General features: G+C 55.5%; 13 protein-coding genes and 1 tRNA gene. 9 read left to right on the forward strand and 5 right to left on the reverse strand.

Going from position 1 to position 12,659, the window contains the following annotated elements; translation table 11 throughout:
• Nucleotides 1-9 precede the first annotated feature (9 nt).
• Nucleotides 10-1,108 (forward strand): peptide chain release factor 2 gene (prfB, locus tag GUC22_RS04045; protein ID WP_098066859.1). Its coding sequence is split into 2 segments (ribosomal slippage): nucleotides 10-84 and nucleotides 86-1,108, totalling 1,098 coding nucleotides; the frame shifts between segments, so codons are not numbered across the junction.
• Nucleotides 1,109-1,117: 9 nt separating this feature from the next.
• Complete coding sequence (lysS, locus tag GUC22_RS04050) at nucleotides 1,118-2,635, forward strand: lysine--tRNA ligase (RefSeq protein ID WP_024358611.1); 1,518 nt, start codon at nucleotides 1,118-1,120, stop codon at nucleotides 2,633-2,635.
• 42 nt (nucleotides 2,636-2,677) lie between these two features.
• On the opposite strand, the gene idi is transcribed toward lysS, so the two are convergent.
• From idi to GUC22_RS04070, 4 genes are read right to left on the reverse strand one after another with little or no spacing between them, the layout of a single operon-like run.
• A complete protein-coding gene (gene idi / locus GUC22_RS04055; RefSeq protein WP_004134432.1) occupies nucleotides 2,678-3,226 on the reverse strand; it encodes an isopentenyl-diphosphate Delta-isomerase in 549 nt (182 codons plus the stop codon).
• 52 nt (nucleotides 3,227-3,278) lie between these two features.
• The gene (locus tag GUC22_RS04060) at nucleotides 3,279-3,995 is read right to left on the reverse strand and encodes a DUF554 domain-containing protein (RefSeq protein ID WP_049090246.1); all 717 of its coding nucleotides are present in this window, start codon (nucleotides 3,993-3,995) and stop codon (nucleotides 3,279-3,281) included.
• Nucleotides 3,996-4,009: 14 nt separating this feature from the next.
• The gene (locus tag GUC22_RS04065) at nucleotides 4,010-4,588 is read right to left on the reverse strand and encodes a UbiX family flavin prenyltransferase (protein WP_154954765.1); all 579 of its coding nucleotides are present in this window, start codon (nucleotides 4,586-4,588) and stop codon (nucleotides 4,010-4,012) included.
• A gap of 12 nt (nucleotides 4,589-4,600) precedes the next feature.
• Nucleotides 4,601-6,094 carry a UbiD family decarboxylase gene (locus tag GUC22_RS04070; protein WP_049090247.1) on the reverse strand — a complete coding sequence of 498 codons (1,494 nt, stop codon included), beginning with the start codon at nucleotides 6,092-6,094 and terminating at the stop codon, nucleotides 4,601-4,603.
• Nucleotides 6,095-6,309: 215 nt separating this feature from the next.
• Between GUC22_RS04070 and GUC22_RS04075 the strand changes: the two genes are divergently transcribed.
• The 7 genes from GUC22_RS04075 (at nucleotide 6,310) to GUC22_RS27385 (ending at nucleotide 10,815) form a co-directional block, all read left to right on the forward strand.
• Nucleotides 6,310-7,206: a LysR family transcriptional regulator gene (locus GUC22_RS04075; RefSeq protein WP_049131303.1), complete on the forward strand. Its 897-nt coding sequence runs from the start codon at nucleotides 6,310-6,312 to the stop codon at nucleotides 7,204-7,206.
• Between the two features lie 89 nt (nucleotides 7,207-7,295).
• Nucleotides 7,296-8,021 (forward strand): amidase activator ActS, encoded by a 726-nt coding sequence (gene actS, locus GUC22_RS04080; protein ID WP_004124922.1) that lies wholly within the window; start codon nucleotides 7,296-7,298, stop codon nucleotides 8,019-8,021.
• A gap of 80 nt (nucleotides 8,022-8,101) precedes the next feature.
• Nucleotides 8,102-8,175, forward strand: a tRNA-Gly gene (locus GUC22_RS04085).
• 159 nt (nucleotides 8,176-8,334) lie between these two features.
• Nucleotides 8,335-8,685: a transcriptional regulator gene (locus tag GUC22_RS04090; protein ID WP_004134443.1), complete on the forward strand. Its 351-nt coding sequence runs from the start codon at nucleotides 8,335-8,337 to the stop codon at nucleotides 8,683-8,685.
• Between the two features lie 51 nt (nucleotides 8,686-8,736).
• Nucleotides 8,737-10,029: an arsenic transporter gene (locus GUC22_RS04095; protein WP_024358597.1), complete on the forward strand. Its 1,293-nt coding sequence runs from the start codon at nucleotides 8,737-8,739 to the stop codon at nucleotides 10,027-10,029.
• A 9-nt stretch (nucleotides 10,030-10,038) separates the two neighbouring features.
• Nucleotides 10,039-10,464, forward strand: coding sequence for a glutaredoxin-dependent arsenate reductase (gene arsC / locus GUC22_RS04100; RefSeq protein ID WP_024358596.1), 426 nt, complete (start codon nucleotides 10,039-10,041; stop codon nucleotides 10,462-10,464).
• Nucleotides 10,465-10,656: 192 nt separating this feature from the next.
• The gene (locus GUC22_RS27385) at nucleotides 10,657-10,815 is read left to right on the forward strand and encodes an AAA family ATPase (RefSeq protein ID WP_004134456.1); all 159 of its coding nucleotides are present in this window, start codon (nucleotides 10,657-10,659) and stop codon (nucleotides 10,813-10,815) included.
• Nucleotides 10,816-10,856: 41 nt separating this feature from the next.
• On the opposite strand, the gene GUC22_RS04110 is transcribed toward GUC22_RS27385, so the two are convergent.
• The gene (locus tag GUC22_RS04110) at nucleotides 10,857-12,506 is read right to left on the reverse strand and encodes an OFA family MFS transporter (protein ID WP_160183350.1); all 1,650 of its coding nucleotides are present in this window, start codon (nucleotides 12,504-12,506) and stop codon (nucleotides 10,857-10,859) included.
• Nucleotides 12,507-12,659 lie beyond the last annotated feature (153 nt).

Below are 12,659 nucleotides of genomic sequence, written 5' to 3' on the forward strand. Positions count from 1 at the left end.
AAACCGACCATGTTTGAAATAAATCCGGTAAAAAACCGCATTCAGGACCTCACGGAGCGCTCGGGCGTTCTTAGGGGGTATCTTTGACTACGATGCTAAGAAAGAGCGTCTCGAAGAAGTAAACGCCGAGCTGGAGCAGCCGGACGTCTGGAACGAACCCGAGCGCGCACAGGCGCTGGGCAAAGAGCGTTCCTCGCTGGAAGCCATCGTTGATACGCTGGATCAGATGTCTCAGGGGCTGGAGGACGTATCCGGCCTGCTGGAGCTGGCCGTTGAAGCCGACGACGAAGAGACCTTCAACGAAGCCGTCGCTGAGCTCGATGTGCTGGAAGAGAAGCTGGCACAGCTGGAATTCCGCCGCATGTTCTCCGGTGAATACGACAGCGCCGATTGCTACCTCGATATCCAGGCCGGTTCCGGCGGTACGGAAGCGCAGGACTGGGCCAGCATGCTGACGCGCATGTATCTGCGCTGGGCTGAAGCGCGCGGCTTCAAGACCGAGATCATTGAAGAGTCTGAAGGCGAAGTGGCGGGCATTAAGTCCGTGACCATCAAGATTATCGGCGACTACGCCTACGGCTGGCTGCGTACTGAAACCGGCGTTCATCGCCTGGTGCGTAAGAGCCCGTTCGATTCCGGCGGCCGCCGCCACACCTCTTTCAGCTCCGCGTTCGTTTACCCGGAAGTGGATGACGATATCGATATCGACATCAACCCGGCGGATCTGCGCATTGACGTTTACCGCGCCTCCGGCGCGGGCGGCCAGCACGTTAACCGTACGGAATCCGCGGTGCGTATCACCCACATTCCGACCGGCTTAGTGACCCAGTGCCAGAACGACCGTTCGCAGCACAAGAACAAAGACCAGGCCATGAAGCAGATGAAAGCGAAGCTTTATGAGCTGGAAATGCAGAAGAAAAATGCCGAGAAGCAGGCGATGGAAGATACGAAATCCGACATCGGCTGGGGCAGCCAGATCCGTTCTTACGTGCTGGATGACTCCCGCATTAAAGATCTGCGCACCGGGGTAGAAACCCGCAACACTCAGGCGGTGCTGGACGGCAGCCTGGATCAATTTATCGAAGCAAGTTTGAAAGCAGGGTTATGAGGAACCAACATGTCTGAACAACAAGCACAGGGCGCTGACGCGGCAATTGACCTTAATAATGAACTGAAAGCCCGTCGTGAAAAGCTGGCTGCGCTGCGTGAGCAGGGTATTCCGTTCCCGAATGATTTCCGTCGTGACCACACCTCAGACCAACTGCACGCTGACTTCGATGCTAAAGAAAACGAAGAGCTGGAAGCGCTGAATGTTGAAGTCGCCGTTGCTGGCCGCATGATGACCCGTCGTATCATGGGTAAAGCCTCCTTCGTTACGCTGCAGGATGTTGGCGGCCGCATTCAGCTGTACGTCGCCCGTGACGATCTGGCGGAAGGCGTCTACAACGAGCAGTTCAAAAAGTGGGACCTTGGCGACATCATTGCCGCGCGCGGTAAGCTGTTCAAAACCAAGACCGGCGAGCTCTCTATCCACTGCACCGAACTGCGTCTGCTGACCAAAGCCCTGCGCCCGCTGCCGGACAAATTCCACGGCCTGCAGGATCAGGAAGCGCGCTATCGTCAGCGCTATCTGGACCTGATCTCCAATGATGAATCGCGCAACACCTTTAAAGTGCGTTCGCAGATCCTGGCGGGCATCCGTCAGTTCATGGTCGGCCGCGGCTTTATGGAAGTTGAAACCCCGATGATGCAGGTGATCCCCGGCGGCGCTTCCGCGCGGCCGTTTATCACCCATCACAACGCGCTCGATCTGGACATGTACCTGCGTATCGCGCCGGAGCTGTACCTGAAGCGTCTGGTAGTCGGCGGCTTCGAGCGCGTGTTCGAAATCAACCGTAACTTCCGTAACGAAGGCATCTCCGTTCGCCATAACCCAGAGTTCACCATGATGGAACTCTATATGGCCTATGCGGACTACAAAGATCTGATTGAGCTGACCGAATCCCTGTTCCGCACCCTGGCGCAGGACGTTCTGGGCCACACTGAAGTGCCTTACGGCGATCAGACCTTCGATTTCGGCAAGCCGTTTGAAAAGCTGACCATGCGCGAAGCGATCAAGAAATACCGTCCGGAAACCGAGATGGCCGATCTGGATAACTTCGATTCTGCAAAAGCCATTGCGGAAAGCATCGGCATTCACGTTGAGAAGAGCTGGGGTCTGGGCCGCATCGTGACCGAGATCTTCGAAGAAGTGGCGGAAGCGCATCTGATTCAGCCAACCTTTATCACCGAATATCCGGCAGAAGTCTCTCCGCTGGCGCGCCGTAACGACGAGAACCCGGAAATCACCGACCGTTTTGAATTCTTCATCGGCGGGCGTGAAATCGGTAACGGCTTTAGCGAGCTGAACGATGCGGAAGACCAGGCGCAGCGCTTCCTCGATCAGGTTAACGCGAAAGCCGCTGGTGATGACGAAGCGATGTTCTATGACGAAGACTACGTTACCGCGCTGGAGCACGGCCTGCCGCCGACCGCGGGCCTCGGTATCGGTATCGATCGTATGGTGATGCTGTTTACCAACAGCCACACCATCCGCGACGTGATCCTGTTCCCGGCGATGCGTCCGGTAAAATAAGCATTACGCGAATAAACGAAACCCCAGCGCTGCTGGGGTTTTTTATGCCTGACGGCTAAAGTTTATCAACGCATTACGCGCATTGTCGTCCGCTGCCTGCATCACCATCCACGGGCTAAACGCCCACGGCGTCGCGCGAATCCCGCTCAGAACATCCGCAAGATTGCTCCACTGAACATCCATCACTTCGTCAGGATTTATCCGTAACGCGCTGGCTATTCGTGCCGCATAGACCGGACAGACCTCGTTTTCGACGATGCCATTCGGCGCGACGGCCCGATAGCGAAATGCCGGAAAGACTGGGGCGATGCGGGTAATCTCAACGCCAAGCTCAAAGCGGCAGCGGCGCTCAACGGCCTGTTCGAAGGTTTCGCCGGTTTGCGGATGCCCGCAGACTGAGTTCGTCCACACGCCAGGCCAGGCTTTTTTGCCCAACGAGCGGCGCGTGACCAGCAGTTGGCCTTGTTCATTGAACAACCAGCAGGAAAACGCGAGATGCAAAGGGGTATCGAGGGTGTGAGCGGCATACTTCTCCAGCATACCTGAAGGCTTATCTTGCTTGTCCAGCAAAATGACATGTTCCCCGGCCATGACAACTCCTGAAATAAAAAATGACCCGGCACAAACCCGCCGGGTCATGTACTCAGGCCACTAGGTTAGCCCATAAATGGGACAAAGGCATTACCAAAACAAGCCCTGGCAACATGTTGGCCACTGGAAAGAGCTTAATGTTACAGATGCGCAGCCCGGTCGCCACCATCAGCAGCCCGCCGGCGCAGGAGAAATCCGCCATCATATCAGGCGAGATCGACGGCAGAATAACCACCGCCAGCATCGCCAGCGCAATCTGAATAATGACCTGCGGGATAGCAATGGTCATCACCGCGTAGCCCAGCAGCGTCGCGAAAATCCCGGCGGTAAACAGATCGAGAATCGTTTTGATATACAGAATTGACGGATCGCCGCTCATGCCTTCGGTCATCGCGCCGAAAATACCGGTGCCGCTGGCGCAAAACAGAACCAGGATGGCGACAAATTTCTCGGTAAACTCTTCATGGCCAAGGCCATTGACCGGCGGCAGCACTTTGTTGATCAAACCGCGCGTGGAGCCTGCGGCTTTACCGATGCCCTTTTCCAGATGCAGCAGTTCGCCGAGGATGGCGCCAATCACCATTGCCAGCACGACGGCGGGCATATATTTCACTTTGAGCACCAGCGTAATACCAAGACCAACGGAGCACAGGCCGAAGGTCATCGGCAGCGCCGTTTTGACGCGCTCGGGGAGCTTGCCGCCCGCCGCAGCGCCGATGAGTCCGCCGATAATCACGGCGGCTCCGTTTACATATGGGCCGATTAACATTGAATGATTTCCGGTTAATTAAAACGTAGCTCGCCTTCACCCCAGCGGGGGATGTTGTTGACCTGCAGGTCAAACGGATCGAGCGCGCGATTGACGCTATGGGTAACGATGTCGTCCGCCGTTTGCGGACGCTGGTAAAGCGCCGGGACCGGCGGAAAGATAATCCCGCCCATTTCGGTTACAGCGGCCATATTGCGGATGTGGCCGAGGTTCAGCGGCGTTTCCCGGGCCAGCAGCACCAGGCGACGACGTTCTTTCAGCACCACGTCCGCCGCGCGGGTGAGCAGGTTGTCGGTCAGGCAGTGGGCGATGGCGCCCAAAGAACGCATTGAACACGGCGCGACCAGCATCCCCAGCGTTTTAAATGAACCGCTGGAGATAGCTGCGCCAAGATTGGCGATGGGATGCACCACGTCGGCCAGCGCCATCACCTCGTCCAGGCGGTAATCCGTCTCCAGCTCGCAGGTTTTTTCCCCGCCTTTAGAGACGACCAGGTGGACTTCAACGGGATGCGGGCGCAGTAGCTCCAGCGCCTTAACGCCGTACTGAAACCCGGATGCGCCGCTGATACCAATGATGATGCGTGCCGTCATGAGGTTCTCCTTTTATTCGAAATCTGCCAGGAAGCGCTTCACGTCCACTTCTTTAAATCTGGATCGCTGGAAGTTGTGCTTCAGATGGAACGGCACCGTGCAGTCGAATATCGTTTTGCAGGACATTCCCTGCTGCAGGATGCTCGGGCTGTATTCCGGTACCTGCGACGGATCGAGCGGATGGCAGCGAACGCCGGGAATAGTGATTGTATCGACATCGCCCTGATAGCGGGTTTGCATGGCCCAAAGCACGTCGTCGCTGTCGAAAATATCGACGTCTTCATCAACCAGAATGACGTGCTTCAGTTCCGGGAAGGCTGAGAACGCCAGCAGAGCAGCCTGACGCTGACGCCCTTCGTCCGCCGGGGAGGATTTTTTGAACTGCAGCACCGCCAGCAGCTTGCCGCCGCCCGCCGAATGGGCAAAGACGTTCAGCAGCTTGCCCGGCATCGCGCGTTCGACCATATCCAGGATGCTGGCTTCGGTTGGGATACCGGCCATATTGACGTGTTCTTCGCCTGGCCCGACGGTGGTGCGCCAGATAGGGTTAATGCGATGGGTGACGGCTTTCACCTTGATCACCGGAATAGCTTCTTTCGCTTCGCCGGTATAGCCGGGGAATTCCGGCATCGCGCGCCCTGTATCAGTGTTCTGGTCTTCGCGTACGCGGGCGTGGGGCAGCAGTTCGCCTTCAATCACGATCTCAGCGTGGGCGATCGCTTTCTCGTTGATGGTTTTACACTGCGTCATCTCCACCGCTTTGCCGCGCAGCGCGCCGGCGATGCTTAACTCGTTGAAGCCCAGCGGGGTGGTCGGCGGCTCAAAGCAGGCGGCAATTTCAATCGCCGGATCGACGCCGATGCTGATTGAAATCGGCAGCGGCTGGCCTGCGGCTTCCGCCTTCATGCGAAATGCGTCGATGTGGCGGCCGGGCGTTAGCCACATGGAGAGTTCGTCGCGGCTCTGGACGCACAGGCGATGAATGGTGATATCGGACTCATGGGTTTCTGGATCGGAGGCGTAGCACAGGCCCATCGTAATATAGGGGCCGGCGTCTTCTTCGGTATTCGTCGGCGCCGGCAGCAGCTTGCGCAGATCGAAATCGGCATCGCTCGCCAGATGAATCACTTCCTGGCAAACCGCTATGCTCTGGGTCATCACCGGGGCTATCGCGTTTTCTACTGAATCCTTCAGCAGATGCCCCAGTTTAGCTGGTTCACACTGGAGAAAATGGCTGACGCGCTGACGGGAGCCATTCAGGCCAATCGCCACGCTGATATTTTCAAAGCCTTTAATTTTATTGAAGACCATGACCGGGCCATTCTTGCGGGTTGGACGCTGGCAGGTGCCGCCGGCGCCTACGTAACGATAGACGCCGGAGAGTTCGGCGTGCGGGTCGACTTCGGTATCGGTTTCAACATACTCGCCGGGAAGGGTTTTCAGTAGTTCCAGCGCGGAGCGTAAATCATGTACCGATGAGGGTGTTTTGTTATCACTATTTGCCATGGGATGTTCCTTCGGAAAAGAAGTTTTGCTCCCAGCACAATATTTTTACTGCGGCGGATAAACAAATACCGTTTACCGGATGGTCAGTAGATCAAAAAAGTTTATTTTAAAAAGGTGTTAAATAATGATTAATTAATATGAGGAGCAACGCTGCGGCTTTTTATTTCTCCGTCTAAGTGTGATACTGGTGATAAATTACACTGCGGATAATGATGATGGATTTAAAGCGCTTACGCTATTTTTGTCGGGTGGTGGAACAAGGTTCGGTTAGCCAGGCGGCGAAGTCTCTGAACATGGCGCAGCCGCCGCTCAGCAAGCGAATTCAGGAGCTGGAAGAGGAGCTTCAGGTATCGCTTTTTGTTCGCCGGGGAAACCGCATTGAGCCTACGGAAGCCGGTTTTTTTCTCTATCGAAAAGCGTGTGAAATATTACGCCAGGTAGAGGATACGGCGCGGGAAACGACGGATATTGCGCACAAAAACAGAACTGAATTGAGAATCGGCTTAACTCATCTCTATCAGAATTATTTTAAAGCATTGCTGATGGAGGTATATCGACGTCATCCCGACACTTCCATAAATATTTCCGTTACCGACTCCAGCCACCTCGAGACGTTATTAACCGAGGGCGCAATTGATTTAGCCTTAATCCAGCGCCCCTACCGTAGCGAAGGTTTTGATTATGTCTCTTTTGATCCGATTAAGCTGGTCGCGGTGATCAATAAAAAATGCTTGCCGGAGCCGCCGTCTAATCCCTATAGCTACACGTCGCTGGCGGCGCTGCCATTAGTGTTGTTGCATCGTGCAAAAGATTCAGGGACTTACGAGATGCTGATGGAGCTGTTTCGTAAATCTGGGGTCAATGCGAAGGTTATCATGCATATCACGCAGCCAGGGGTTATCCTCGACTGGCTGGACTCCGGCCTTGAGGCTGCGACGTTACTACCGTCTTCAGAAGTGGATGCCGATAAACTTAGCCACTGCTACGTGGTCGATGTTTTTCCCTCGCCGCAAATATTCTACCCGGCGCTGGTAAAATTGCCGTCTATGCCTTATCTGCCCGCGCTGATGGATATTATTACGCATGGCTATCCGTTTAATACTTCTGTATGAAGGGTAGCGATTGGGGATTGCCTTACGGGCTGGTATGATAATCGCCCCTGGTTTTGAGGTGAATGTTTGTGTTAAGCGCAGGACGCCTGATGAGAAAACGCTTTGTTATCGCAATAATGTTGCTGAGCAGCCTGATCGTCGCGGGGTGTTCCAGCTCATCCGATTCCGGTTCCACCTATACCGTGAAGCGCGGCGACACGCTGTACGCTATTTCACGTTCCACTGGCACCAGCGTCAGGGATCTCGCCCGTCTCAATAATATTTCACCTCCTTATACCATCGAAGTCGGGCAAAAGCTGAAGCTGAACAGCGGTTCAGGAACCACGGCGAAGGCGGGGGCATCCGGCAAGAAATCGTCAGCGAAACGTACCGCCGCCGTGACGCCCTCTTCGGCGGTGCCGCAGTCCTCCTGGCCGCCGGTCGGGCAACGCTGCTGGCGCTGGCCAACCAGCGGTAAAGTCGTGCTGCCATACTCCACCAGCGATGGCGGCAATAAAGGTATCGATATCGCCGGTAAGCGCGGCCAGCCGGTGTATGCGGCAGGGGCGGGCAAAGTGGTGTACGTGGGCAACCAGCTGCGCGGCTACGGCAACCTGATTATGATTAAACATAATGAGGACTATATCAGCGCCTATGCGCACAACGACAAGCTGATGGTGAACAACGGCCAGAGCGTGAAGATTGGCCAGCAGATCGCCACCATGGGCAGTTCGGACGCGGATTCCGTGCGCCTGCACTTCCAGATCCGCTACCGGGCGACGGCGATCGACCCGCTACGCTATTTGCCGCCACAAGGCAGTAAGCCTAAGTGCTAAAAGGTTATTTTATCGGCAGTTAGCCCGGTTTGGGCTTGTCAGCGGGTGCGTAAGGTCTATAATGACCCACGCACCTCTTCGCGGGCGTAGTTCAATGGTAGAACGAGAGCTTCCCAAGCTCTATACGAGGGTTCGATTCCCTTCGCCCGCTCCAGACTTCTGAATTCTGCTCTTCCCCTATAAATTGATCTGGTTAACCCGCCTGGCATACTTGCCTCTTGTTTTTTGTTACTTAACACATATGATTTTTCATATGTGGTGTTGAACTTATATCTCTGTGGAGTATCCTGCCCGTCGACGATCGGGAGGAATGATGTCATTAACACCCTTACAGCTTTTCAAAAATCTGTCCGATGAAACCCGCCTGGGTATTGTGCTGCTGCTTAAAGAGATGGGGGAACTGTGCGTGTGCGATCTCTGTGCGGCGTTGGATCAGTCGCAGCCCAAGATCTCCCGCCATCTGGCTATGCTGCGGGAAAGCGGATTATTGCTGGATCGCAAGCAGGGTAAGTGGGTGCACTATCGCTTATCACCGCATATGCCTGCATGGGCGGCACAGGTAATAGCGCAGGCCTGGTTAAGCCAACAGGAGATCGTACAGGCCATCGCCCGCAAGCTGGCATCAGCAAACTGTTCTGGAAGCGGTAAAGCGTTCTGCCTTTAAAAATTTGCCGTAATATATATGTTTTTTCGAATGTGATCTTCAGGGAGGGGTATGCTACTGGCAGGTGCTATTTTTGTCCTGACCATTTTTCTGGTTATCTGGCAGCCGAAGGGGTTAGGCATCGGCTGGAGCGCGTCGCTGGGCGCGGTACTGGCTTTGATTGCTGGCGTTGTACATGTCGATGATATCCCGGTGGTGTGGAATATCGTCTGGAACGCGACGGCGACCTTTATTGCAGTAATTATTATCAGCCTGCTGCTCGATGAGTCCGGCTTTTTTGAATGGGCTGCGCTGCACGTAGCTCGTTGGGGAAACGGTCGTGGCCGTTTGCTGTTTACGTATATTGTTCTGCTCGGCGCAGCGGTGGCGGCGTTGTTTGCCAACGATGGCGCGGCATTAATATTGACGCCCATCGTGATTGCCATGCTGCTGGCATTAGGATTCAGCAAGGGCACGACGCTGGCCTTCGTGATGGCTGCCGGGTTTATTGCTGATACTGCCAGCCTGCCGCTTATTGTGTCGAATCTGGTGAACATCGTATCGGCAGATTTCTTCGGGCTGGGATTCACTGGATATGCCTCGGTAATGGTGCCGGTCGATATTGCCGCCATAGGCGCTACGCTGGTGACGCTGCACCTGTTCTTTCGCAAAGATATCCCGCCGGCCTACGATTTGGTCCTGCTTAAATCGCCGGCAAACGCCATTAAAGATCCGGCTACGTTCCGCACCGGCTGGATAGTTTTGATTCTTCTGCTGGTCGGTTTTTTCGTCCTCGAGCCGCTTGGCATTCCGGTCAGCGCGATTGCCGCGGCAGGGGCGATCATTCTGCTTGCGGTCGCTAAGCGCGGTCATGCCATCAATACCGGCAAAGTGCTGCGTGGCGCACCCTGGCAGATCGTCATCTTCTCATTGGGGATGTACCTGGTGGTCTACGGTCTGCGCAACGCCGGGCTAACCGAATACCTTTCAGGGGTATTGAACGTGCTGGCGGATAAAGGACTTTGGGCCGCGACGCTGGGTACTGGCTTTCTGACGGCTTTCCTGTCTTCCATCATGAACAACATGCCTTCCGTGCTGGTGGGGGCACTGTCTATCGATGGAAGCACCGCAACCGGCGTGATCAAAGAGGCGATGATCTATGCCAACGTGATTGGCTGCGATCTGGGGCCGAAAATTACACCTATTGGTAGCCTGGCAACGCTGCTCTGGCTGCACGTACTTTCACAGAAGAACATGACCATCTCCTGGGGCTACTACTTCCGCACCGGGATCGTCATGACTCTGCCTGTACTGTTTGTAACGCTGGCCGCGCTGGCGCTACGTCTCTCTTTCACTTTGTCATGAGATACACAAATGACCAACGTTACCATTTATCATAACCCGGCCTGCGGCACGTCGCGTAATACGCTGGAGATGATCCGCAACAGCGGTACTGAACCCACCGTTATTCATTACCTTGAAAATCCACCGCCACGCGATGAGCTGGTCAAACTCATTGCCGATATGGGGATCGCGGTACGAGTGCTGCTGCGTAAAAATGTTGAGCCCTATGAAGAACTGGGCCTGGCGGAAGATAAATTTACCGATGACCAGTTAATCGATTTCATGCTGCAGCATCCAATCCTGATTAACCGCCCGATTGTGGTGACGCCGCTGGGAACGCGCCTGTGCCGCCCATCGGAGGTGGTACTGGATATCCTTCCTGACGCGCAAAAGGGCGCGTTTGCAAAGGAAGATGGCGAGAAAGTGGTGGATGATGAGGGCAAAAGGCTTAAGTAAATTGCCTGCGGGACGGTATCACTATCACTGAACGTTGCCCTGGACGTGACGATTATCTGCAGACGCCTCCTGATGCCGCTTCAGCCAGTATTGAATATTAATCATACCTGACTGAATAAGATCCGTGTTCAGGTAAGCTGGAAAATCATCAATAATCATCACCAGCGGAAACAACATGACGCTGTCGTCTCTATGTTACTGATCTTTGGTGGCCTGCCCGGTACCGGGAAATCAACCCTTGCTCGCCTGCTGGCCGCCAGCCTGACTCTGGATACCTCCGTACTGACCGCCGAAGAGGCGGTCGAGAGGATCCTTCAACATATCCAGTCAGGCACGCCGGTAAGCGCATAAAGAGCCGCCAGGGAATCACGGGCGGCATCGGCTGCAAGAACCTACATAAAAAACTTCACGGCCTGCTGTAACGTGGTGCCGACGCCCCATAACAGCGGCACGCTCACCGCCACCCAGCTTACGGTTAGCTGCAGCGTGGACGGACGGGCCTCCCACGTGAGCTGAGCATCCTTGTTGATGGTGTACAGACCTTTCGCCTGCTGCTGCTGTTCCGCGGTCATCGCATGCTCTTCCGTCAGCGGACGCACCAGCTGATTACAGATAAAACCCATCACCAGCAGGCCGGTCAGCACCATCAGCGTAATATCATAGACGCGCTCGGGCGGGACCCCGTGCGTCAGCTGATACTCGCGTAGATAGTTGACCAGCACCGGGCCGCTGATCCCTGCCGCAGACCAGGCGGTTAACAAACGCCCGTGAATCGCGCCGACCATTTGTGAGCCAAAGACGTCAGCCAGATAGGCGGGAATACTGGCAAAGCCTCCGCCGTACATCGAAATGATAATGCACATCGCGCAGACATACAGCGCGATATAGCCGCCGTGATTCACCAGCGGCAACGTCCCGTACAGCGCGGCGCCCAGGCAGAAAATAATCGCAAAGGTCATTTTGCGCCCGCACAGGTCGGATACCGATGCCCAGAAAAAACGTCCCAGGATGTTAAACAGGCTGAGCAGGCCGGTAAATCCTGCGGCCATGGTAGCAATGCGTTTCAGCTGCTCGCCGTTCAGCTCATGCCAGCTCAGATCGAGCGACAGCAGTTTACCGGCAAAGATCTCCTGCAGCATCGGCGAGGCCATACCGAGAATGCCGATCCCCGCGGTGACGTTGAGCCACAGCACCATCCACAGCAGCCAGAACTGCGGGGTACGGCAGGCGACGCGGACGTGCACCTGGATCGTGGGATTATTGCGCATCGTTTTTTGCGCCTTCTCGCCCGAAGGGTGCCAGCCCATGGGCGGCAGACGATAGCCAAAGGTTCCGGCGAGCATAAACAGCGCATAAATCGCCGCCAGCGCCAGAATGCTTTGCCATACCCCGTTGCCGGCCGGACCGGCAAAGTAATTCATCAGTCCGTTTGCCAGCGGCGCCCCCACCAGCGCGCCTCCGCCAAAACCCATGATCGCCATCCCGGCCGCCATTCCGCGCTTATCCGGAAACCAGCGCAACAGCGTCGAAACCGGTGAGATATAGCCCAGTCCGAGACCGATTCCGCCGATGACCCCGGCTCCCAGCCACAGCAACCAAAGCTGGTGGAAATAGATAGCGACGCTAGATAGCAACAGGCCGCCGCACCAGCACAAGGTGGCAATAAAGCTCACCAGCCGTGGTCCAACCTTCTCAAGCCAGCTGCCCCACAGCGCCGCCGAACAGCCGAGAAAAACAAAAAACAGCGTGTAGGTCCATCCCAGCATGGAGATCTTCCAGTCGCAATCGCGGGTAAACAGCTGCTGCCAGAACGACATCGTGACGGGGCATTGTAAGGACTCGCTTCCTCCTATTAGCTGCGACATAGGCAACCAGTAAACCGAAAATCCGTAGGCCATACCTATGCAGAGATGAACGGCCAGCGCGGCCGGGGGCACCAGCCAGCGGTTAAAACCGGGCCTGGCGATGATGCGTGGTTTCGCGAAAAAATCGCGTAAGGGAGAGACCGGTGCGGTCGCGACGTTTTCATTCATTTGCGCCATTTTCCTGTCCTTTTTATCTATATTGACCGACGAACGCCGCCGTCGGGGAACGTAGATAAAAGGCAAGAAAGGTGCCATTTGATTAAATTATGTACAGAAATGGCGACTGAAGCGAGCAAGCTTCGCCGAAGGGATGAGGCGAAAAGCCCGCCA

This window comes from Klebsiella sp. MPUS7, from assembly GCF_009905335.1.
Taxonomy (GTDB): domain Bacteria; phylum Pseudomonadota; class Gammaproteobacteria; order Enterobacterales; family Enterobacteriaceae; genus Klebsiella; species Klebsiella grimontii.